At 73.2% G+C, this 21,326-nt stretch carries 20 protein-coding genes and 2 tRNA genes; 11 read left to right on the top strand and 11 right to left on the bottom strand.

The window, feature by feature from the left end:
- Window positions 1–28: 28 nt before the first annotated feature.
- Window positions 29–589, top strand: a complete 561-nt coding sequence (locus tag H7344_RS18285) for a TetR family transcriptional regulator (RefSeq protein WP_186347420.1) — start codon at window positions 29–31, stop codon at window positions 587–589.
- Here the strand turns inward: H7344_RS18285 and H7344_RS18290 are convergent.
- From H7344_RS18290 to H7344_RS18320, 8 genes are all read right to left on the bottom strand, one after another.
- A complete protein-coding gene (locus tag H7344_RS18290; RefSeq protein WP_186347421.1) occupies window positions 586–1,185 on the bottom strand; it encodes a pentapeptide repeat-containing protein in 600 nt (199 codons plus the stop codon). The two genes, H7344_RS18285 and H7344_RS18290, sit on opposite strands and share 4 nt — an antisense overlap.
- Entirely contained in the window at window positions 1,182–1,733 is a 552-nt protein-coding gene (locus H7344_RS18295; RefSeq protein ID WP_186347422.1) for a 2'-5' RNA ligase family protein, read from the bottom strand. Before H7344_RS18295 ends, H7344_RS18290 begins: the two co-directional genes overlap by 4 nt.
- Window positions 1,730–4,123 carry a GNAT family N-acetyltransferase gene (locus H7344_RS18300; RefSeq protein ID WP_222130855.1) on the bottom strand — a complete coding sequence of 798 codons (2,394 nt, stop codon included), beginning with the start codon at window positions 4,121–4,123 and terminating at the stop codon, window positions 1,730–1,732. Before H7344_RS18300 ends, H7344_RS18295 begins: the two co-directional genes overlap by 4 nt.
- Window positions 4,120–5,433: a lysine N(6)-hydroxylase/L-ornithine N(5)-oxygenase family protein gene (locus H7344_RS18305; protein WP_186347423.1), complete on the bottom strand. Its 1,314-nt coding sequence runs from the start codon at window positions 5,431–5,433 to the stop codon at window positions 4,120–4,122. The genes H7344_RS18300 and H7344_RS18305 overlap by 4 nt, the downstream gene beginning before the upstream one ends.
- The gene (locus H7344_RS18310; protein ID WP_308423311.1) at window positions 5,430–6,899 is read right to left on the bottom strand and encodes a pyridoxal phosphate-dependent decarboxylase family protein; all 1,470 of its coding nucleotides are present in this window, start codon (window positions 6,897–6,899) and stop codon (window positions 5,430–5,432) included. The genes H7344_RS18305 and H7344_RS18310 overlap by 4 nt, the downstream gene beginning before the upstream one ends.
- Before the next feature lie 57 nt (window positions 6,900–6,956).
- Window positions 6,957–8,255 (bottom strand): PP2C family protein-serine/threonine phosphatase, encoded by a 1,299-nt coding sequence (locus H7344_RS18315; RefSeq protein ID WP_313960341.1) that lies wholly within the window; start codon window positions 8,253–8,255, stop codon window positions 6,957–6,959.
- Complete coding sequence (locus tag H7344_RS20925) at window positions 8,180–8,989, bottom strand: alpha/beta fold hydrolase (protein WP_229706864.1); 810 nt, start codon at window positions 8,987–8,989, stop codon at window positions 8,180–8,182. Before H7344_RS20925 ends, H7344_RS18315 begins: the two co-directional genes overlap by 76 nt.
- Before the next feature lie 99 nt (window positions 8,990–9,088).
- Window positions 9,089–9,973: a 3-methyladenine DNA glycosylase gene (locus H7344_RS18320; protein WP_186347425.1), complete on the bottom strand. Its 885-nt coding sequence runs from the start codon at window positions 9,971–9,973 to the stop codon at window positions 9,089–9,091.
- Between the two features lie 32 nt (window positions 9,974–10,005).
- Between H7344_RS18320 and H7344_RS18325 the strand changes: the two genes are divergently transcribed.
- The 5 genes from H7344_RS18325 to H7344_RS18345 all read left to right on the top strand — a co-directional run bounded on the left by H7344_RS18325 (window position 10,006) and on the right by H7344_RS18345 (window position 13,535).
- Window positions 10,006–10,815, top strand: coding sequence for a fumarylacetoacetate hydrolase family protein (locus H7344_RS18325; protein WP_186347426.1), 810 nt, complete (start codon window positions 10,006–10,008; stop codon window positions 10,813–10,815).
- Between the two features lie 23 nt (window positions 10,816–10,838).
- Window positions 10,839–12,278: a glutamate--tRNA ligase gene (gene gltX / locus H7344_RS18330; protein WP_222130865.1), complete on the top strand. Its 1,440-nt coding sequence runs from the start codon at window positions 10,839–10,841 to the stop codon at window positions 12,276–12,278.
- A 3-nt stretch (window positions 12,279–12,281) separates the two neighbouring features.
- Window positions 12,282–13,211, top strand: coding sequence for a CPBP family intramembrane glutamic endopeptidase (locus tag H7344_RS18335; protein WP_186347428.1), 930 nt, complete (start codon window positions 12,282–12,284; stop codon window positions 13,209–13,211).
- Between the two features lie 67 nt (window positions 13,212–13,278).
- A tRNA-Gln gene (locus H7344_RS18340) sits at window positions 13,279–13,350 on the top strand.
- 112 nt (window positions 13,351–13,462) lie between these two features.
- Window positions 13,463–13,535, top strand: a tRNA-Glu gene (locus tag H7344_RS18345).
- A 56-nt stretch (window positions 13,536–13,591) separates the two neighbouring features.
- Here H7344_RS18345 and H7344_RS18350 read toward each other — a convergent pair.
- A complete protein-coding gene (locus tag H7344_RS18350; RefSeq protein WP_186347429.1) occupies window positions 13,592–14,668 on the bottom strand; it encodes an LCP family protein in 1,077 nt (358 codons plus the stop codon).
- A gap of 117 nt (window positions 14,669–14,785) precedes the next feature.
- On the opposite strand from H7344_RS18350, the gene H7344_RS18355 reads away from it, so the two are divergent.
- Both H7344_RS18355 and H7344_RS18360 read left to right on the top strand, forming a co-directional pair.
- Window positions 14,786–16,303, top strand: a complete 1,518-nt coding sequence (locus H7344_RS18355; protein ID WP_444544108.1) for an AlkA N-terminal domain-containing protein — start codon at window positions 14,786–14,788, stop codon at window positions 16,301–16,303.
- Between the two features lie 2 nt (window positions 16,304–16,305).
- Window positions 16,306–16,779, top strand: a complete 474-nt coding sequence (locus H7344_RS18360) for a methylated-DNA--[protein]-cysteine S-methyltransferase (RefSeq protein ID WP_186347431.1) — start codon at window positions 16,306–16,308, stop codon at window positions 16,777–16,779.
- Between the two features lie 60 nt (window positions 16,780–16,839).
- On the opposite strand, the gene H7344_RS18365 is transcribed toward H7344_RS18360, so the two are convergent.
- Complete coding sequence (locus H7344_RS18365) at window positions 16,840–17,562, bottom strand: IclR family transcriptional regulator (RefSeq protein WP_154615004.1); 723 nt, start codon at window positions 17,560–17,562, stop codon at window positions 16,840–16,842.
- Between the two features lie 97 nt (window positions 17,563–17,659).
- Between H7344_RS18365 and leuC the strand changes: the two genes are divergently transcribed.
- The 3 genes from leuC (at window position 17,660) to H7344_RS18380 (ending at window position 20,640) form a co-directional block, all read left to right on the top strand.
- Window positions 17,660–19,084: a 3-isopropylmalate dehydratase large subunit gene (gene leuC, locus H7344_RS18370; protein ID WP_186347451.1), complete on the top strand. Its 1,425-nt coding sequence runs from the start codon at window positions 17,660–17,662 to the stop codon at window positions 19,082–19,084.
- Window positions 19,085–19,099: 15 nt separating this feature from the next.
- Window positions 19,100–19,705 carry a 3-isopropylmalate dehydratase small subunit gene (gene leuD / locus H7344_RS18375; RefSeq protein WP_186347432.1) on the top strand — a complete coding sequence of 202 codons (606 nt, stop codon included), beginning with the start codon at window positions 19,100–19,102 and terminating at the stop codon, window positions 19,703–19,705.
- Between the two features lie 89 nt (window positions 19,706–19,794).
- On the top strand, window positions 19,795–20,640 hold the full coding sequence (locus H7344_RS18380; RefSeq protein ID WP_186347433.1) for an HU family DNA-binding protein: 846 nt from the start codon (window positions 19,795–19,797) through the stop codon (window positions 20,638–20,640).
- Window positions 20,641–20,644: 4 nt separating this feature from the next.
- Here the strand turns inward: H7344_RS18380 and cofC are convergent, their stop codons facing one another.
- Window positions 20,645–21,301 (bottom strand): 2-phospho-L-lactate guanylyltransferase, encoded by a 657-nt coding sequence (gene cofC, locus H7344_RS18385; RefSeq protein ID WP_186347434.1) that lies wholly within the window; start codon window positions 21,299–21,301, stop codon window positions 20,645–20,647.
- Window positions 21,302–21,326: the final 25 nt, after the last annotated feature.

Raw genomic sequence — 21,326 nt, forward strand, 5'->3', positions numbered from 1 at the left:
CGGAGGTCAACGGGGAGGAGACTGTGACGTGCGCAACCACCGCGCCGACGTCGTCGACCAGGCCCTGCGGGTGCTCGACACCTATGGGCTCGGCGACCTGACCATGCGCCGGCTGGGCAAGGAGCTCGGTGTCCAGCCCAGCGCGCTCTACCACCACTTCCCGAGCAAGCAGCTGCTCCTGGCCGCCGTCGCGGACGAGCTGCTCGCCCGCGGCGCCCGGTCCGCGCCGACCGGTCGGTGGGAGGACCGGGTGCTGGCGCGCTGCCTCGAGCTGCGCGACGCGATGCTGGCCTACCGTGACGGGGCCGAGGTCGTCGCGACCGTCCACGCCTTCGGTCTCGGTGCCGAGGCGCCGGAGCGGGCGCTCGCGGAGGCCGTCGCTGGATCGGAGGCGCCGGCGGACCTCGTCCGCGCCGCCACCCGCACCCTGCTGCACCTCGTCTTCGGCCACACGACCGACGAGCAGACCCACCTCCAGGCCGGCAGCGCGGGCGCCATCGACGACGAGCCGCGCGAGCGCTCCGACCTCGAGGTCGGCGTCGGCCTGGTCGTCGACGGGATCAAGGCCCGGACCGCGGCGCAGCACTAGTCGACGAGCGCCCCGTGCAGCTCGGCGAGGTGGACGGCGCCCGCCAGGTCCAGCTTCGTACGCCGCAGGCGCGCCGTCGTGAGGTCGACCCCGTCGAGGGTCGCCCCCCGCAGGTCCGCGCCGTCGAGCACCGTCTCGCGCAGGAGCGCGTCGTCGAGCCGGCAGTCGCGGAGCACCGTGCCGGTCAGGTCCGACAGCGACAGGTCGGCCTCCCGCAGGTCGAGGCCGGTGAGGTCGAGCCCGGCCAGGCGGGTGCCCCGGAGGGTCACGCCGCGCCACACCCCGCCGACCACGCGCAGCGGCCGCAGCGTGCACTCGCTGAACACCGACGCGGTCAGCTTGCAACCCTCGAGGGTCGCGTCGAAGAACGACACCCGCCGGAAGTCGCACGCCACGAAGGCGGTCGAGACGTGCGTGGAGGCGTTGAACCGGCCGCCGTGGAAGGTGCACCGCTCGAAGACCGCCCCGGCCGTCCGAGCGTCGGTGAGGTCGACGTCGGTGAAGGTGCAGTCGACGTACCGCACGGCGCCGAGGTCCTCGCCGTACAGGTCGAGCTCGCGCAGGTGCTGGTCCTCCACTTCCTCGGGGCTGCTCATGGGGCCGAGCCAAGCACAGGGCGCCGACGGCCGAGCGGCCACCGGTGGACGAGCCGGCAGCCGTCCGCCTCGTACCACGCCAGGTCCAGCGAGTCCGCCCGGCACCGAGCCGGCACCACGTCGCCGAGCAGCGCCCGTGTCGACTCCTCCGAGACCTCAGGTGAGCGCAGGTCGAGGGTGAGGTGGGGGACCGGCGCGAACTCCCCGGCGTACGGCGGGCACTGCGGGAACGCCGCCGTCAGCCGCTCGGTCAGCGCCTGGAACGCCGCGTCCGGCTCGGGCACCAGGTGCACGATCCCGCTCGCGAACGTCGCCACCCGCTCGAGCACGAAGTCGAACGGCTCGACGGACGCCGCGACCTCTGCGACCACGGCCAGGTCAGCCGGCGACGGCTCGGCGAGCCACGGGCCAAGCGCGGTCACGTGCGCGTGCACGAACGCCGGGTCGGCCGAGACCCAGGCCGGGTCGTAGTGCGCGTGCCGGACCCGCACGAACGGCTCGAGCGGCGGGACCGGCACCTGCAGCACGCTGTGCCCCGGCCACGTCACGCCGGGGAGTCAACCACCCCCGCGGGACCGGCCGGCGCGACGGGGTTGGCCAACGTGCCGGCGTACATCAGCGACTCCGCCTGGTCGGTGATGTCGACCATCTGCAGGGTGTTGCGCAGCTGGAGCCGGTTGAGGCAGCTGTGGCGGAACTCGGCGCGCAGCAGGTCGTACGCCGCGTGCCGCTCGGCCAGCTCGGGGTGGTCGTCGCGGTGGCGCACGAGGCAGTCGCGCACCTCCGCCCAGAACGCCGACTCGTCGAGCACCCCGTCGAGGTGCAGGATCGCCGCGACGTGCCGCAGCACCCCGTCGAACACGTCGGTGTGCAGCGCCAGCGCCCGCACGTCCGGCGGCACGTCGGCGCGGATCCGTTCGACGTCGGGCGGCAGCGGCTGGTCGTCCATGACCGCGACCTCCTCGCCGACGTCCTTCATCAGCACGCGGTCGACGGCGGCGTCGCGCAGCACGAGCACGAGGTTCTCCCCGTGCGGCATGAACGCCAGCTCGTGCGCGACCAGGCAGTGCGCGACAGGCCGGACGTAGGCGTCGAGCCAGCGGCGCACCCACTCCCGGGCGGGCAGCCCGGACCGCTCGACGAGCGAGGAGACGAACGACCGGCCGTCGCCGTCGCGGTGCAGCAGCGCGGCCATCGTGACCAGCCGCTCGCCCTCGGCGAGCCGCGGCAGCGGGCTCTCGCGCCACAGCGCGGCGAGCATCTTCTGGTACGGCGACCGCACGCCGGCCCGCTGGGCGAGCCGGTGGTAGGCGTCGCCGGTGTAGCCGATCGCGGCGCGCTCGCGGAGCACCGAGAAGCCGGATGCGCGCAGCTCGGGGTCGGCCTCGACGAGCCCGGCGACCCAGTCGTTGATCGCCGGCGTCGGACCCATGTACGCCGGCGACAGCCCGCGCAGGAACCCCATGTTCTGCACCGCCAGCGCCGTCTTCACGTAGTGCCGCTCGGGCCGGCTGGTGTTGAAGAACGTCCGGATCGACTGCTGCGCCTGGTGGTCGTCCGGCCCCTGGTCGAGCAGCACCAGGTCGCGCCGCGCGACGTCCGGCGCGAACGTCACCGCGACCTTCCGCCGCCACTGCCACGGGTGCACCGGCAGGTAGAGATAGTCGCCCGGGTCGAGCCCGAGGTCGCGCAGCCGCTTCTCGAAGCCGACCCGCGTCTCCTCGTCGAGCTCGGTCTTCCACAGCTGCTGCTCGGTGAGGTCCGCGGCCAGCGAGAGCCGGGTGTGATCGCGCCGGGCGGCCACCCAGACGAGGCGGACGGGCGCGCCGGCCTCGGGGGAGTATGCCGCGTGGTCGTCGACACCGAAGCCGATCCGCCCGTTGTTGGCCAGGAACCCCGGGTGGCCCTCGGTCATCGCGGACTCGAGCACCTGGTAGCCCGCCGCGGGTGGCCCCTCGAGCGCGGCCAGCAGGTCGTCCACGCCGAGCGTTGAGTGCTCGAGCTTCCACGCGGCCGAGGCGAGCGTGGCCGCGAGCTCCTCGAGGTACGTCGGCAGCAACTCGTCGGGGATGCCCAGCAGCGGGGCGAGCTCGACGACCAGCTCCTGCACGTCGAGCGGTGCGGGCTCGCCGTCGAGGGTCCGCTCCACGCTGGTCGGATCGACGGCCCAGTGCTCGAGGGCGAGCCGCTGCGCGCGGAACGTGTAGCGCGTCCGCGCGTCGGGGGAGACCAGCTCCCAGCGGTCGCCCCCGGACCCGACAGAGGTCGGCGCGAGCAGCCGCTCGTGCGAGAGCTCGGACAGCGCCTTGGTCACCAGGTGGCGCTGCGCGCGAGCGAGGTGGTCCGGCCTCAGATGCTCCGCGGCCGGGATGTCAGCGGGCAGGTCAACAGTCAGGTCAGCAGGGCGGTCGAGCACGGACAGGACGGCCTCCTTCTCGACGGGGGTGGTCAGTGAGACGGTGCGGACCTCGCGGAACCCGAAGGCGGTGTTCATCGCGCGGATCGCGCCGTTGCGGGCGTCGGGCTCGACGACGACCCGTCGCACGGCTGGGTCGGCGAAGCAGTGGTCGAGCACCGCGCCGAAGACCCGGCGGGTGAAGCCGGGAACCGGGTCGCCGGCCGGCGGCGCGACGAGCACGTGCATCCCGAGGTCACCGGGCCGCAGGTCGGGCAGGTCGCGGATCGGCGAGTGCGCGGACAGCGTCGGGTCGTAGGTCTCGACGAGGAACGCGGGCTCGCCGTCGACCCGCCCCAGCCAGGCGTGGTGGTGGGGGTCCTCGGCGATGGCGGCGTACTCGCTCGCGACGTCGGCCACGCTCGCCCCCTGCATCAGCCAGAACGCCGAGCGGGGGTGGGTGACCCAGGCGTGCAGCAGGCCGAGGTCGCGGTCGAGGTCGAGCGGCTCGAGGGTCACGCGAAGCAGGTGGGAGACGGTCACGACGGCACCCTCCGCAGGTGGTCGGGCACGCCGAAGGACTGCACGGCGATCCGCTTCTCGACCGGGTAGACCTCGCGGCCGGTCAGCGCCGCGATGATCACCGAGCTGCGGTAGGCGCCCATCCCCAGGTCGGGCGCCACGAAGCCGTGCGTGTGCTCCTCCGCGTTCTGGACGTAGACCTCCGTGCCCGCCTTGTCGACGGCGTACGTCGCCGACGCGAGGAACCGACCGCGGCCGTCGAGGCGCAGCCGGTCGCGGACGGGGTCGAGGAACGGCGGCACCTGAGCGGCGTACCCCGTCGCCAGCACCAGGCCCTCGGTGCGCACCGAGAAGTCCTCGCCGGTCTCGTCGTGGTGCAGGCCGAGGTCGTACGCCGTGCCGTCCCAGGTCGCGTCGACCGCGCTCGTGTTGGTCAGCAGGGTCGTGCGGGGGCCGGCGCCCTGGACCCGCAGCCGGTAGTGCAGGTCGAAGATCGCGTCGACCAGGTCGCCGCTGATCCCCTTGTAGAGCGAGCGCTGCTCGCGCAGCAACCGCTCGCGGGTCGCACCGGGCAGGCCCTGGAAGTACGACGTGTACTCCGGCGAGGTCAGCTCGAGGGTGAGCTTGGTGTACTCCATCGGGAAGAACCGCGGGCTGCGCGTCAGCCACACCAGCTCGTAGTCGTGGTCCGGGCTCTCCGACAGCAGGTCGTGGTAGACCTCCGCGGCGCTCTGGCCGCTGCCGACGATCGTGATCCGCGGCAGCCGCTGGAGCTCGGCCTTGTGCGCGAGGTAGTCGGCCGTGTGGACCGCCGGCCCGCCCGCGTCGCGGACGCAGGGGAGCACGCGCGGCTGCGTGCCGGTGCCGAGCACCACCTTGCGGCCGCGGAAGACCTCGCCGCGCGCGGTGGTCACCACGTACGCGAACCCGTCGTGCTCGACGGCCGTGACCGCCTGGCCGAACCGCACCGAGCCGAGCCGCTCAGCGGCCCACCGGCAGTAGTCGTCGTACTCCCGGCGCAGCGGGTAGAAGGACTCGCGGATGTAGAACGGGTAGAGGTTGCCGGTCTCCTTGAGGTAGTTCAGGAACGACCAACGCGAGGTCGGGTCGGCCATCGTCACCAGGTCGGCGAGGAACGGCACCTGCAGCGTCGCGTCGTCGAGCATCATCCCGGGGTGCCAGGCGAGCGTCTCGCGGGCCTCGAGGAAGACGCAGTCGAGGTCCTCGACCGGCTCCGCGAGGCAGGCGAGGCCGAGGTTGAACGGGCCGAGGCCGATGCCGACGACGTCGTGGACGTGGCTGTTGTGGACGTGCTCTCGCGGTGCGCTCATGCCGCCACCTCCGCGGTGAGCTCGCGGCCGAGCGCGGCGACGGCGTCGGTGACGGCGAGGACGTCGTCGAGGGTGGCCATCGGGTTGAGCAGGGTGAGCTTCAGCCAGCAGCGTCCGGCGACCTTCGTGGCGGCGACCATCGCGGTGCCGCGCTCGTAGAGCGTCGAGCGGATCCGCCCGGCGAGCAGGTCGGCGGTGTCCTCGGCCAGGCCGGCGGGCCGGTAGCGGAAGACCACCGTCGAGAGCTGCGGCGCCGCGGCCAGCTCGAGCTCGGGGTGCTCGGCGAGCCGCTCACCGACCGCGGTCGCGAGGTCGACGACGTCCTCGACGTAGCCGCCGATCGCGTCCGGGCCCATCACCCGCAGGGTCAGCCACAGCTTGAGCGCGTCGAACCGGCGGGTGGTCTGCAGGCTCTTGTCGACCTGGTTGGGGTGCCCCGTGCCCTCGGGGTCCTTCGGGTTGAGGTAGTCCGCGTGCCACGTGACGTGCCCCAGGTGCCGGCTGTCCCGGACGAGCAGCGCGCTGGAGGAGACCGGCTGGAACCACGTCTTGTGGTAGTCCACCGTCACCGAGTCGGCCCGCTCGATGCCGGCCAGCCGGGGCCGCAGCCGGGCCGAGGCGAGCAGGCCGCCGCCGTAAGCCGCGTCGACGTGCAACCACGCGCCGTGCGTCTCCGCCAGCGCGGCGACCGCCGGGAGCGGGTCGACCGCGCCGAAGTCGGTCGTGCCGGCGGTCGCGACGACCGCCATAGGGACCAGGCCGTCCGCGCGCACGCCGGCGAGCGCGCGGCCCAGCGCCGCCGGGTCCACCCGGTGGTCCTCGTCGACGGCGACGGTGACGACGGCGTCGGGGGCGAGGCCGAGCAGCTTCGCGGCCTTCTGGACGCTGAAGTGGCCATCCGCCGAGGCGAGCACCCGCAGGTCGGTCAGCGTGTGACCGGCCGCGAGCGCGGCGTCGCGGGCGAGGTGGAGCCCCTGGAGGTTCGACTGGGTCCCGCCGCTGGTGAAGACGCCGTCGGCGGTGGGGCCGAAGCCGATCCGGCCGGTCGTCCAGTCGATGAGGTGCCGCTCGACGAACGTGCCGCCGACGCTCTGGTCGAAGGTGTCGAGGGAGGAGTTCACCGCGGAGACGAACAGCTCCGCCAGCAGGGCGGGCACGACGACCGGGCAGTTGAGGTGGGCGACGTACGACGGGTCGTGGAACCACACCGCGTCGTCGAGCCAGACCCGGCTCATCTCCGCCAGCGCGGCGCCGGTGTCCCCGAGCGGACGGTCGAGGTCGACGTCGGCGACGACCTTCGCGGCCTGCTCGGGCAGCACGCCGGTGGCGGGGCCGGGCTGCGTCCGCTGGGTGCGCAGCGCGCCGGCGAGGTGGTCGAGCCCGAGCCGCATCGTGGCGAGGAAGTCGTCGAGGTGGTCGGGGTGGAACAGGTGCCGGGTGTCGCCGGCGGCTGGGGCAGGGAGCACGAGCCTTCCTTCCGAGTTAGGTAAGGCTCACCTTAGTAACGTGCGCGCGGCGCGCAACTACCCCGTCTCGGGATCCGGCCCCGCCTGGCGATCCGGCCCCGCCTCGCGATCCGACGCCGGCTCGACATCCGGCGTGGGCGACACCGCGACGATCGCGATGTCGTCGTGCGTGACACCGCCCTGGTAGGTCACGACCTCGTCGCGCAGGCCCGCCACCAGGCCCGGGACGTCCGCGGCGCCGAGCCGCCCGACCGTCGCGCACAGGCGGTCCTCGCCGAACAGCTCGCCCTCCCGCCGGGCCTCGGTCACCCCGTCGGTGTAGAGCACGAGCACCTCGCCCGGCGCGAGGCGGAGCTCGGTCTCGGTGTACTCCTGGTCGGTCAGGATGCCCACCAGCGGGCCGTTGACGTCGACCTCGACCGGTTCGGACCCCGGGCGCAGCAGCAGCGGCGGCGGGTGGCCGCCGGCCGCGACGACGACCCGCCACGCACCGTCCGGCTCGCGGCGCATCCGCAGGACGACCACCGTGCAGAAGCGGTCGGTCTCGTGGAAGCCGACGATGTCGTTGAGCTCGGCCAGCAGCGACGACGGCCGGTGGTGCAGCACGGCGAGCGCGCGGACGGTGTTGCGGACCAGCGAGGTCACCACGGCCGCGTCGACGCCCTTGCCGGAGACGTCGCCGAGGACCACGACCTGCTCGTCGGGCCCGGTCGGGAAGACGTCGTAGAAGTCGCCGCCGACCTGCGAGCCGTCGCCGGCCGGGCGGTACGTCGCCGCGAGCGTCAGCCCGCGCACGCGCGGCGGCACCGGCGGCACCAGAGTCTGCTGCAGCGTCCGCGCCAGTCTCATCGCCCGCGCCTCGGCCGCGCGCGCCTCGTCGTGGGCGCGCAGCAGCTGCTGCTCGTAGCGGCGCCGCTCGGTCGCGTCGAAGACAGCGACCAGCACCTCACGCTCCGCGCCGTGCTCGTCGCGGGTCAGTGTCGCGTTGAGCAGCACCGAGAGCCGGGACCCGTCACCGCAGCGCAGGTCGACCGCGATCTCGTGCACCGCCCCCTGCATCCGCAGCATCGGGGCGTAGTGGGTCTCGTGGAAGATCCGGCCGCCCGGCGTCAGCAGGTCGACCAGCCGGCGACCCACCACCGCCTCGAGGGGCCGGCCGGTCCAGGTCAGGAAGGTCGCGTTGACCCGCAGCACCGTCCCGTCGGGAGCGGTCGTCAGGAAGCCGCACGGTGCCTGGTCGAGCAGCCGTTCGGCGTCGTCGCGGGCGTTCGGGCTGGTGGTCAGGCCGCGACCCGTCCCTCGAGCCAGGCGCCGATGGCGTCCGAGGTGAGCTCCGGGGCGCTGAGCTGCGGGCAGTGCCCGGTCGCCTCCAGGACGACGAACGTGCTGTCGGGCACCTGCTCGGCGACGTACTCCCCGACCTCCATCGGCGCGATCACGTCCTCGCGGCACTGCAGCACCAGGCTCGGCACCGGCACCCGCGGCAGGTCGTCCCGGTTGTCGGAGAGGAACGTCGCCTCCGCGAAGCGGCGCGCCACGTCGGGGTCCATCCGGCAGAACGCCTCGGTCAGCTCGTGCCCCAGCTCGGGCCGGTCCGGGTTGCCGACGATCGCCGGCGCCATCGCCGCCGACCAGCCCAGGTAGTTGCTCGCCAGCGACTCGAGCAGCTCGTCGATGTCCTCGCGGGCGAACCCGCCGACGTACCCCTCGTCGTCGATGTAGCGCGCGGACGGCCCCACCATCACCAGCGACGCGAAGCGCTCCGGCTCCGCGATGGTCGCCATCGCCCCGACCATCGCCGCGACCGAGTGGCCGACGAGCACCACGTCGCGCAGGTCCAGCGCGCGCACGACGTCGAGCACGTCCTGCCGATAGCCGTCGAGCGAGGCGTACTTGTCGGCGTCGTACGCCGCCGGGTCGCTCCCGCCGCCGCCCACGAAGTCGAAGGTCACCACCCGGTACCGGTCCGCGAAGTCCGGAGCCACGTGCCGCCACATGCTCTGGTCGCACCCGAACCCGTGGGCGAAGACCATCGGCTGCGCACCCTCCGGACCCTGGACCGTCACGTTGTTGCGCGCGAGGATGTCCATGCCCCGGACCTTAGTGAAGCCCGGCGCGCTTGTCTCCATCGCCGCCGCCCGCCCGGCCCGCTGGGTCTCGTCAGCGGCCGGCGCGGAGGCGCCTCCTGCTCAACCAGCAGCAGCGGCGGCGACGGCGAGCAGCCGCTCGCACTCCTCGACGAGCCGGCGGCGCAGGGGAGCGCCGCGCTCGGCGAAGGCGCGCTGGGCGGCGACGTACTCCTGCTTGCCCTCGGGCGTCTCGACGCGCACCGGCTCGAAGCCCAGGTCGCTCAGGTCATAGGGCGCGGCCCGCATGTCGAGCTCGCGGATGTCGCGGGCCAGCTCGAAGCAGTCGGCGACCAGGTCGGAGCAGATCATCGGCGTGAGCCGGAAGGCGTGCTTGTAGAGGTCCATGCCGGCGTGCAGGCAGGCGGGCTGCTCGAACGCCGGCCGGTCGGCGCTGGTGGGCCGCAGGGTGTTGAGCGGCCGGGCCGGCTCGGTGAAGAAGCGGTAGGCGTCGAAGTGCGAGCAGGCGATCCGGTGGGACTCGACGACCGTGTCGGTGCCCTCCGCGCCCAGGCGCAGCGGCCAGTCGGCGTGCCGCGTCTCGTCCTCGGCGAGGCGGTAGACCATCGCCCACTCGTGCATCCCGAAGCACCCGAAGTTCGCCGACCGCTCCGAGGTGGCGGTGAGCAGCGCCCGCAACGACGCCAGCAGCGGCCGCTGGGAGACGACGTACGCCGGGTCGACGGCGACGACGCCGTCCACACCTGGCACGGCGGCGTACCCCTTGAGCGAGGCGTGGTCAGCCGCGTCGACGAGGCCCACGCCGAACCCCGGGTGCCACCGCCGCAGCTGCGCGGGCCGCTGGGAGTAGTAGGTGAAGAGGAAGTCGTGCACCGGGTGCTTGACCCGCGACTCCCGGCGGGCGAGGTGCGGCGCGACGAAGGCGTCGACGCGAGCCGCGTGTGCCGCGGCTCTCGCCTGCCACTCGGCGGGTTCCAGCACCTCCACGGCGCCCGATGCTAGGTCGATAGTGTCGAGTCGTGCGCATCGCGAGATTCACCACCGGCGAGGACCCCCAGTACGGCGTCGTGACCGGCGAGCTGGACGAGTTCGGGCAGCCCGACGAGGACGCCGTGGTCGTGGCGCTCGCCGGCGACCCGTTGTACGTCGGCATGAAGCTGCTCGACCAGGAGCACCAGCTCTCCGACGTCCGGCTGCTCGCGCCGGTCCTGCCGCGCAGCAAGGTCGTGGGCATCGGCCGCAACTACGCCGCCCACGCCGCCGAGATGGGCAACGACGTGCCCGCCGAGCCGCTGATGTTCCTCAAGCCGAACACCAGCGTGGTGGGGCCCGGCGACCCGATCTTCTACCCCCCGCAGACGAGCAACCTGCACTTCGAGGGCGAGCTCGCGGTGGTCATCGGCCGGATCTGCCGTGACGTGCCGCCGGAGCAGGCGACCGACGTCATCCACGGCTACACGATCGCCAACGACGTGACCGCGCGCGACCTGCAGAAGGGCGACGTGCAGTTCACCCGGGCGAAGGGCTTCGACTCCTTCTGCCCGCTCGGGCCCTGGATCGAGACCGACCTGGACCCGCAGCACTTCGCGGACGGCGTCCGCGTGCAGACCTTCCTCAACGGCGACCTCAAGCAGGACGGCAGCACCGCCGACCTGATCTTCGACGTCCCGACGCTCGTGTCCTACGTCTCGAGCGTGATGACGCTGCTCCCCGGCGACGTCATCCTCACCGGCACCCCGGAGGGTGTCGGTCCGATGGAGGTGGGCGACGAGGTCGAGATCTCGATCGCCGGCCTCGGCACTCTCACGAACAAGGTGGCCCAGCGTTGAGCAACACCCCCGTCCGCGTCCGGATGGCCCCGTCCCCGACCGGCAGTCCGCACGTCGGCCTGGCCCGCACGGCCCTCTACAACTGGGCGTTCGCGCGCAAGCACGGCGGCACCTTCGTCTTCCGCATCGAGGACACCGACAAGGAGCGCAACACCCAGGAGTCCTACGACTCGCTCCTGGACCTGATGCAGTGGCTGGGCCTGGGGTGGGACGAGGGCGTCGTCGTCGGCGGCCCCTACGGCCCCTACCGCCAGTCCGAGCGCACCGACATCTACACCGACGTGCTGGCCCGGCTGCGCGAGTCGTCCTACACCTACGACTGCTTCTGCACCACCGAGGAGGTCGAGCAGCGTCGCAAGGTCAGCGGCTCCAAGGTGATGGGGTACGACGGCTTCTGCCGCGACCTGTCCGCGGAGCAGCGGACGGCCTTCGAGGCCGAGGGGCGCACGCCGGTCGTCCGGTTCCGGATGCCCGACGGCGAGATCACCTTCGACGACCTCGTGCGCGGCGAGATCACCTTCCAGACCGAGCACGTGCCGGACTTCGCGCTGGCCCGCGCCAACGGCGACCCGCTCTACACGCTCACCGCGCCGGTCGACGACGCGACGATGAAGATCACCCACGTGCTGCGCGGCGAGGACCTGCTCTCGAGCACGCCCCGCCAGATCGCGCTGTTCGAGGGGCTCAAGGCGATCGGTGTCGCGACGGAGACCCCGGCGTTCGGCCACCTGCCCTACGTCATGGGGGAGGGCAACAAGAAGCTCTCCAAGCGCGACCCGCAGGCGCACATGGCGCTCTACCGCGAGCAGGGCTTCCTGCCCGAGGGCTTGCTCAACTACCTCGCGCTGCTGGGCTGGGCGATCGCCGCCGACCGTGACGTGTTCACGCTCGAGGAGATGGTCGAGGCGTTCGACATCAAGGACGTCAACCCCAACCCCGCGCGCTTCGACCTGAAGAAGGCCGAGGCGATCAACACCGCGCAGATGCGGCTGCTCAGCATCGAGCAGGTCACCGAGCGGGTGCTGCCGTTCCTGGTCGACGCCGGCGTGGTCGACGCGGACGACGAGGCCGACCGCGCGCTGCTCGAGAAGGCGATGCCGCTGGTCGCCGAGCGGATCAACAAGCTCACCGAGGCCGTCGACATGCTCGGCTTCCTCTTCGTCGACGAGGCTGACTTCACCCGCGACGAGGCGGACGCCGCGAAGCTGCTGGACGAGAAGGGCGTCGAGGTCGTCCAGGCGGCGTACGACGCCGTGGAGCCGCTCGCGGACTGGACGACCCAGTCGATCCAGGACGCCCTCCAGGCGAAGCTCGTCGACGAGCTCGGCCTCAAGCCGCGCAACGCCTTCGGGCCGGTGCGCGTGGCGATCACCGGACGCCGGGTCTCCCCGCCGCTGTTCGAGTCGATGGAGCTCCTCGGCCGCGACCGGAGCCTGTCCCGGCTCCGCTCCGCGCTGGACTGACCGGTGGATCTGACCTACGAGCGGCTGCACCGGCTCGGCCGCACCGGGTGGTGGCGACCGCTCGTGGGGCTGCTGCTCCTCGTGGTGCTCGTGCTCGTCCTCCAGACGGTCGTCACCGCGGTCCTGGCGATCTACCTCGTCGGGACGGGCGTCGGCGTCGACGAGGCGCTGGACCGGCTCTCGGGCGACCCGGTCACGCCGTCGTTCCTGGCGCTGGTCAACCTCGGCTGGGCGCTCGCGATCCCGGCCGTGTGGTTGGTGGGGTTCGCCCTGCACCGGCTGCGCCCCGGGTGGGTCTCGTCGGTGGGGCTGCGGCTGCGGTGGCGCTGGTTCGCGGCCTGCTTCGGGGTGGCGTTCGTCGCACTGCTGCTCACCCTGGTCGTCTCGGCGGTGCTCCCGTCGCAGGGGGCTGGCACCGAGGTGTCGACCGACCTCAACGAGTTCACCCGCACGACGCGTGACTTCGCTCTCGTCGTGCTGCTGCTCACGCCGCTGCAGGCGGCGGGGGAGGAGTACGCCTTCCGCGGCTACCTCACCCAGGCGTTCGGCGGCCTGGTGCGGTGGCGCTGGGTGGCCGTGGTCGTGCCGGCGTTCCTCTTCGCGCTGGCCCACGGCGCGGGACAGGACCTGCCGATCTTCTTCGACCGCTTCGCCTTCGGCCTGGTCGCAGGCACCCTGGTGATCCTCACCGGGGGCCTCGAGGCGGGCATCGCGATGCACGTGCTGAACAACTGGCTGGCCTTCGGGATCGCGCTCGCGTTCGGCGACATGACCTCGGCGCTCAACCCGTCCGGCGGCACGTGGTGGAGCCTGCCGGTGACGCTCACCCAGTCGCTCGCGTTCCTCGGCCTGACGCTGCTCGCGGCCCGCGCGATGGGCGTGCGGCGCACGGTCGACGGGGCCGTTTTGGAGCGCCGAAACACTCGCGTGTAAGGTTCTCGACCGTGCCCACCGCCACGGCGGAGGGCACAGAACTGCCGACATAAGTCTTGTTGGTCAGTGGGATATGGTGTAATTGGCAGCACGACTGGTTCTGGTCCAGTTAGTCTAGGTTCGAGTCCTAGTATCCCAGCGAGTCGCGGGTCCTTCCCGGTGAAGAGCCCGCGATTTTGTGCGAACGACAGCCCCGGCTAGAGTTCCGCAGGCCGCTCGGGAGAGCGGCCGAAGATAACTGCACAACGCATGCCCCGTTCGTCTAGCGGCCCAGGACGCTGGCCTCTCACGCCGGAAGCACGGGTTCGAATCCCGTACGGGGTACATGAGGAAGGCCCAGGAGATCACTCTCCTGGGCCTTTCGCCTTTCCGGGAGCAGGTCAGCCGCAGAGCCCGTTGGCGGCGGCCTCGGCCGTGGGGCCGCCGGGACGGCGACCGCTGATGGCGCCGCGGCCGAGCTCGCCGAGGGGCTGGTCGGCGACGACCCGGCGCCACAGCTCGTCGGCCTCGGGGGTCAGCTCCACGCGGCCCCAGTTCGGGTCGTCGCGGGGCAGCTCGACGACCGGTGCGGTGACGAAGCGGATCTTGCCGAGCCTCGCGTGGCGCAGCGAGGCGGCGAGGTCGACGATCTCCGAGACGCCGGCCAGCTCGGGGTCGGTCTGGATCGACCCCGCCAGGGCGCTCGCGAAGGACACCAGTCGGTCGGGGCGGGTCAGCGTCCGGGCGGAGAGCACCTTGGCGATCATCGAGGCGATGAACGCCTGCTGGCGGCGTACGCGCCCCAGGTCGGCGTTGGGCGTCGACGCGCGCTGCCGCATGTAGGCCAGCGCGTCCTCGCCACCGACGACCTGCGTGCCGGCGTCGAGGTGGATGCCGTGCTCGCGGTCGTCGACCTCCTCCGGCAGGCAGACCTCCACGCCGCCGACGGCGTCGACGATCTCCTTGAAGCCGCCGAAGTCCACGACCACGTAGTGGTCGACGTAGATCCCCGTCACGGCCTCGAGCTGGGCCACCGCGCACGGCGCGCCGCCGACGGCGAGCGCCTCGTTCCAGGTTGCCTCGGACGCTCCGGGCACGACCTCTCCGTCCGCCGTGCACTCGGGCCGGTCGACGAGCGTGTCGCGCGGCACGGAGATGCCGTACGCCGACCGGCGACCGTCCGCGACGTGCAGCAGCATGGTGACGTCCGACCCGCCCCCGCCGTCCTCGCCGTCGATGGCGCAGCCCTCGCAGTCCCGCTCGTCGGTGCCGAGCACGAGGATGTTCAGGGCCCCGGTGGGCAGGTCCGGCCCCGGCCGCTCCACCCCGCCGGCGTGGTCGATCGGCCCGCCCTCGTCGATGCGCCGGTCGACGTGGCGGTAGACGAGCACGACGGCGATCCCGGTCACGAGGGCCAGGCAGAGCTGGGTGACGAGGACGACCCGCCAGACGGTCCGGCGGTGCGTGCGGTCGGCCACGTCCGTCATCGTCGCAGAGCGGGCCGGCCCGCGGGCCGGTTCGCGCGTCGTCCAGGCAGGACGGCGGTGTCCGAATCCCGCCAGCCCCGCTCGGTGCCATGGGCGAGTATGGGGTTCGTGACCACGACGCGCGAGAGGCTCGACCCCGAGTCCTGCTACCGCGCCGTGGCGTCCCGGGACCGGCGCTTCGACGGGGTGTTCTGGACCGCCGTGCGGACGACCGGCATCTACTGCCGGCCCTCCTGCCCGGCCCGCACCCCGGCGTACGGCAACGTCACCTTCCACCCGAGCGCGGCCGCCGCCCAGGCCGCCGGCTACCGCGCCTGCAAGCGCTGCCTGCCCGACGCCACGCCCGGCAGCCCGGACTGGGACGTCGCCGCCACCGTCGCCGGCCGCGCGATGCGGCTCATCGCCGACGGCGTGGTCGACCGCGAGGGCGTCGAGGGGCTGGCGCGCCGCCTCGGCTACACCCCGCGGCACCTGTCCCGCCTGCTGCTCGCCGAGCTCGGCGCCGGCCCGCTCGCGCTGGCCCGCGCCCGCCGCGCGCAGACCGCCCGCGTGCTCATCGAGACCACCGACCTGGGGTACGCCGACGTCGCGTTCGCCGCCGGCTTCGCCAGCGTGCGGCAGTTCAACGACACCGTGCGCGAGGTGTACGCCGCGTCCCCGACGCAGCTGCGCGGCCGTCGCGGCGGCCGCACGGGCGGCGGGACCGTGACGATGCGGCTCGCGGTGCGCACGCCGCTCGCGGGTCGGGCGCTGCTGGAGTTCCTTGCCTTCCACCTGGTGCCGGGCGTCGAGGTGGCCGGCGACGGCTGGTACGCCCGCACCCTCGACCTGCCGCACGGGCCCGGCACGGTCCGCCTCGACCTCGCCGACCAGCACGACGCCGGGCGCACGGCCTTCGTCCCGGCGACCTTCACCCTGCACGACCTGCGCGACACCACCGCCGCCGTCGAGCGGGCCCGCCGGCTGCTGGACGCAGACTGCGACCCGGCCGCCGTCGCGGCCCACCTCGCCGGCGACCCGGTGATCGGGCCGCTCGTCCGGCTGCGTCCGGGGCTCCGGGTGCCCGGCCAGGTCGACGGCGACGAGACCGCCCTCCGCACGGTGGTCGGGCAGCAGGTCAGCGTCGTCGGCGCGCGGACCGTGACCGGCCGGATCGTCGCCGAGCACGGGCGGCCCGTCGTCACCGACGTCCCCGGGCTCACCCACCTCTTCCCCGACGCGGCCACGCTCGCCGAGGCCGACCCGGCCACGCTGCCGATGCCCCGCGCCCGCGGTCGCGCGCTGGTCGGGCTCGCCGCGGCGCTGGCCGCGGGCGACGTCGTGCTCGACCGCGGCGCCGACCGCGACGACGTACGCCGCCGGCTGCTCGCGCTGCCGGGGATCGGCCCGTGGACGGCCGACTACGTCGCGATGCGCGCCCTGGCCCACCCCGATGTGTTCCTGCCCACCGACATCGGCGTGCGCAACGCGTTGCGCGGCCTGGCGCACGGACCGGACCACGACGCCGCGGTCGCCCGCACGATCGCCGGGGCCGACGCGTGGCGGCCCTGGCGGTCCTACGCCCTCATGTACCTGTGGAGCACGCTCATGCCACCCGTCCCGGCGGACCGACCCGAGGAGAGCTGACCATGTGGACCGTCATCGAGAGTCCCGTCGGGGACCTGCGCCTCGTCGAGGACGACGGCGCGATCACCGCGATCGAGTTCGCGCCGTTCGGCGAGAAGCACGTGCGGGGCGAGCGCGACGACGCGCACCCGCTGCTGGTCGAGGCGGCGCGGCAGCTGGCGGCGTACTTCGCGCGTGACCTGAAGGAGTTCGACCTCCCGCTCGCGCCGGTCGGCAGCGACTTCCAGCAGCGGGTCTGGGCCGAGCTGCGCCGGATCGGCTACGGCGAGACCGCGTCGTACGGCCAGGTCGCCGCGCGCCTCGGCATGACCGCCGCGGCCTCGCGCGCGGTCGGGCTGGCCAACGGGCGCAACCCGGTGCCGATCGTCGTGCCGTGCCACCGGGTGATCGGGGCGAACGGCACGCTCACGGGGTACGCCGGCGGCCTCCCGCGCAAGCAGCTGCTCCTCGCGCTGGAGTCCGACGGGCTGTTCTGACCGCCTCGTGCTGCGGGGTGTGCGTCCTGGCGCACGCTGGGCAGCACGAGGGGCGGCGGGTCACTCCGCGGCGGCGCGGCGCAGCGACTCCGAGAGCCGCTCGGCGGCGGCGAGGACCGCGGGCGCGTGCATCCGGCCGGGCTGGCGGGAGAGCCGCTCCAGCGGGCCGGAGACCGAGACGGCGGCGATGACCTTGCCGCCGGGGGAGCGGACCGGGGCGGAGACGGACGCGACGCCCTGCTCGCGCTCGCCCACCGACTGGGCCCAGCCGCGGCGGCGGATGCCGGAGAGCGCGGCGGCGGAGAAGGCGGAGTTCTGGAGGCCGCGGTGCATGCGCTCGGGGTCCTCCCACGCGAGCAGCACCTGGGCGGCGGAGCCGGCGCGCATGGTGAGCTGCGAGCCGACCGGGATGGTGTCGCGCAGGCCCGAGGGGCGCTCGGCGGCGGCGACGCAGACGCGGTGCTCGCCCTGGCGGCGCCACAGCTGGGCGGACTCGCCGGTGATGTCACGCAGCCGGGCCAGGACGGGGCCGGCGGTGGCGAGCAGCCGGTCCTCGCCGGCGGCGGCGGAGAGCTCGGCCAGCCGCGGTCCGAGCACGAAGCGGCCCTGCATGTCGCGGGCCACCAGGCGGTGGTGCTCGAGGGCGACGGCGAGGCGGTGCGCCGTCGGTCGGGCCAGGCCGGTGCCGGCGACCAGGCCGGCCAGGGTGGCGGGGCCCGACTCAAGGGCGGTGAGCACGAGAGCGGCCTTGTCGAGCACGCCGACGCCGCTGGTGGTGTCCATATGGCAATACTGCCGTCTCGCATCATGGGATGCAAGGGTCTACAGTGGGACACGCACCGAGAAGTACGTCACGAGCACGTTCATGAGGGAGACAACCATGGGTCGGACGCTGTCCGAGAAGGTCTGGGACGAGCACGTCGTCCGCTCGACGCCGGGAGAGCCGGACCTGCTCTACATCGACCTCCACCTCATCCACGAGGTGACCTCGCCGCAGGCCTTCGACGGCCTCCGGCTCGCCGACCGCCAGGTCCGCCGCCCCGACCTGACCCTCGCCACCGAGGACCACAACGTCCCGACGCTGGACTGGGACAAGCCGATCGCCGACCCGGTCTCGCGCACCCAGGTCGAGACGCTGCGGCGCAACGCCGAGGAGTTCGGCGTCCGCCTGCACCCGCTCGGCGACCTCGACCAGGGCATCGTCCACGTCGTCGGCCCGCAGCTGGGCCTGACCCAGCCGGGCATGACCATCGTGTGCGGCGACAGCCACACCAGCACGCACGGCGCCTTCGGCGCGATCGCCTTCGGCATCGGCACCTCCGAGGTCGAGCACGTGCTCGCGACCCAGACGCTGATGCAGGCCAAGCCCAAGACCATGGCCGTCACCGTCAACGGCAGCCTGCCCGACGGCGTCACCGCCAAGGACCTCGTCCTCAACCTGATCGCGCACACCGGCACCGGTGGCGGCCAGGGCTACATCGTGGAGTACCGCGGCCAGGCCATCGAGGAGCTCTCGATCGAGGGCCGGATGACGGTCTGCAACATGAGCATCGAGTGGGGCGCCAAGGCCGGCATGATCGCGCCGGACCAGAAGACCTTCGACTACATCCAGGGCCGCCCCGAGGCGCCGACCGGCGCCGACTGGGACGCCGCCGTCGAGCACTGGACCAGCCTGCGCACCGACGACGACGCGGTCTTCGACAAGGAGCTGGTGCTCGACGCCAGCACGATGACCCCGTTCGTCACCTGGGGCACCAACCCCGGCCAGGGCGTGCCGCTGGGCGCCTCCGTGCCCACGCCGGAGGACTTCGAGGACGTCAGCGACCAGGTCGCCGCGCAGAAGGCGCTGGAGTACATGGGTCTCGAGGCCGGGACCCCCATGCGCGAGGTGAAGGTCGACACCGTCTTCGTCGGCTCCTGCACCAACGGCCGGATCGAGGACCTCCGCCTGGCCGCCGACATCATCAAGGGCCACACGGTCGCCCCCGACACCCGCCTGCTCGTCGTCCCCGGCTCGGTCCGGGTCCGGTTGCAGGCCGAGGAGGAGGGCCTGGACGTGGTCTTCAAGGAGGCGGGCGCCGAGTGGCGCGGCGCCGGCTGCTCGATGTGCCTGGGGATGAACCCCGACATCCTCCAGCCCGGGGAGCGCAGCGCCTCGACCTCGAACCGCAACTTCGAGGGACGCCAGGGCAAGGGTGGCCGCACGCACCTGGTCTCGATCCCCGTGGCCGCCGCCACCGCCGTGCGCGGCACCCTCTCCTCGCCCGCTGATCTCGAGCCCGTCGCCGCGCCGGCGACCGTCTGAACCGGAGCGTTCGTCATGGACAAGTTCACGACCCACACCGGCGTCGGCGTGCCGCTGCGCCGCAGCAACGTCGACACCGACCAGATCATCCCGGCCGTCTACCTCAAGCGGGTCACGCGCACCGGCTTCGAGGACGGCCTGTTCGCCGCGTGGCGCAACGACCCGACGTTCGTCCTCAACGACCCGGTGTACGCCGCCGGCTCGGTGCTCGTCGCCGGGCCCGACTTCGGCACCGGCTCGTCGCGGGAGCACGCCGTCTGGGCGCTGCAGAACTACGGCTTCAAGGCCGTCATCTCCTCGCGCTTCGCCGACATCTTCCGCGGCAACTCCGGCAAGGCCGGGCTGCTGGCCGCCCAGGTCGACGAGAAGGTCGTCCAGCGCCTCTGGGACCTGCTCGAGGAGCAGCCCGGCGCCGAGATCACCGTCGACCTCGAGTCCCGGACGGTCCGCGCCGGCGCGGGTCCCGACGCGATCGAGGACTCCTTCGACATCGACGACTACACGCGCTGGCGCCTGCTCGAGGGCCTCGACGACATCGGCATCACGCTCGGCCACGACGCCGACATCGCGTCGTACGAGGCCTCGCGCCCGAGCTGGAAGCCGGTCACCCAGCACGCCTGAACCGTTGTGACCTGGCCCGCTCGCCCCTAGCGTGCGTCCTCGAGGTCGAGCACGAGCTCGGCGTCCTGGTTCGTCGGAAGGGAAGCCAGATGAACAAGTCCGAGCTCATCGACACGCTCGCGGAGCGCTTCGACGGGAACAGGAAGGCGGCGGCGCACGCGCTCGAGTCGGTCGTCGACACGATCACCCGTGAGGTCGCCAAGGGCAACAAGGTCGCGATCACGGGCTTCGGCTCGTTCGAGAAGCGGGTGCGCGAGGCGCGGTGGGTGCGCAATCCGTCGACCGGTGAGCGGGTGCAGGCGAAGAAGACGGCGGTGCCGCGGTTCAAGGCCGGCTCCCAGCTCAAGGACGTCGTCTCGGGTGCCAAGAAGCTCCCGGCGCTGACCGTGGCCGCCTCTGCGGGAGCGGCGAGGGCGGCGGCCGGCGCCGCGCTGAAGGCGGCGCCCGGCGGGAAGTCCTCGGGCGGGAAGTCGTCGGGCGGAAAGCCCTCGGGCGGGAAGCCCTCGGGTTCGACCGCTGCGACGAAGGCGGCACCGGCGGCGAAGAAGCCGACGCCCGCCAAGACCAGCGCCGCCGCGCCGACGGCGAAGAGGTCCCCCTCCACGGCCGGCACGACGAAGGCGGCCGCCAAGAAGTCCCCGGCCACCAAGTCGACGCCCGGGAAGTCGGCGGCCGCCAAGTCGCCGGCCAAGAAGACCGCTTCGAAGACGACCGCGTCCAAGAAGACGGCGGACGCGACCACCGCGAAGAAGGCCACCGCGAAGAAGGCGCCGGCGGAGAGGTCCACGGCGAAGAGGGCGCCGGCGGAGAACACCCCCGCCAAGAAGTCCACCGCGAAGAAGTCCACCGCGAAGAAGTCGACGGCGAAGCAGTCGACGGCGAAGCAGTCGACGGCGAAGAAGTCGACCGCCAAGAAGTCCGCCAGCAGCAGCTAGCCGGTCAGGCCAGCCCGAGCTCCTGCACGAGCGGCGCCGTCCTCGCGCCCAGCCCGAGGGCGGCGGCCGCGCGCAGGTCGTCGAGGTCGTCGACGTCGCGCCGCAGCGTCGGCAGCGCGCCGCGGACCTCGAGCGCGCCGGCGGCCAGGTGCGCCTCCCGCGAGCCGCCGCCGAAGCGCGGGTCGAACTCGCCGTGCGGCGCGGTGTACAGCGTCGTGCCGACGCCGTCGGCGTCGGCGACGAACGACGGGCCACCCGGGACCAGCGCGTCGAGCGCCTCGTCGAGGTCCTCGGGCCGGAGCGCGGGCAGGTCGGCGCAGAGCGCAACCGGCTCGAGGTCCGGCCACCGCCGCCGGGCCTCGCTGGCGGCTTGCCGCAGCGCCGAGTTGAGGTCGTTGGTGTCGCCGTCGGGCACGGCGACGCAGCCCAGGGCGGTGAGGCGGGCAGCGAAGCCGGCGTCGTCGGTGGCCACGAGCACCGCGCCCACCGACCGGGCGACCAGGCACGCCGCCGCGGTGTCGAGCGCGAACGCCGCGGCCAGGCGGCGGCGCTGGTCGTCGCCGAGCCCCCCGAGGCGGGACTTCCCGAAGGCGGGCGGCTTGACCGGCACGACCGCCACGAAGCGGGCGGGGGAGGCGGTCCCGGGAGGCTGTGCAGACATCCCTCCGATCCTCTCAGGCGCCGTC

Source organism: Nocardioides deserti (assembly GCF_014266025.1).
GTDB classification, from domain to species: Bacteria; Actinomycetota; Actinomycetes; order Propionibacteriales; family Nocardioidaceae; genus Nocardioides; species Nocardioides deserti.

Coding starts and splice junctions, on each gene's coding strand:
- gltX (WP_222130865.1), top strand. CDS start 10,839: ATGGCCCCGTCCCCGACCGGCAGTCCGCACGTCGGCCTGGCCCGCACG.
- H7344_RS18360 (WP_186347431.1), top strand. CDS start 16,306: ATGTGGACCGTCATCGAGAGTCCCGTCGGGGACCTGCGCCTCGTCGAG.
- H7344_RS18290 (WP_186347421.1), bottom strand. CDS start 1,185: ATGAGCAGCCCCGAGGAAGTGGAGGACCAGCACCTGCGCGAGCTCGAC.
- leuD (WP_186347432.1), top strand. CDS start 19,100: ATGGACAAGTTCACGACCCACACCGGCGTCGGCGTGCCGCTGCGCCGC.
- H7344_RS18380 (WP_186347433.1), top strand. CDS start 19,795: ATGAACAAGTCCGAGCTCATCGACACGCTCGCGGAGCGCTTCGACGGG.
- H7344_RS18305 (WP_186347423.1), bottom strand. CDS start 5,433: ATGAGCGCACCGCGAGAGCACGTCCACAACAGCCACGTCCACGACGTC.
- leuC (WP_186347451.1), top strand. CDS start 17,660: ATGGGTCGGACGCTGTCCGAGAAGGTCTGGGACGAGCACGTCGTCCGC.
- H7344_RS20925 (WP_229706864.1), bottom strand. CDS start 8,989: ATGGACATCCTCGCGCGCAACAACGTGACGGTCCAGGGTCCGGAGGGT.
- cofC (WP_186347434.1), bottom strand. CDS start 21,301: ATGTCTGCACAGCCTCCCGGGACCGCCTCCCCCGCCCGCTTCGTGGCG.
- H7344_RS18365 (WP_154615004.1), bottom strand. CDS start 17,562: ATGGACACCACCAGCGGCGTCGGCGTGCTCGACAAGGCCGCTCTCGTG.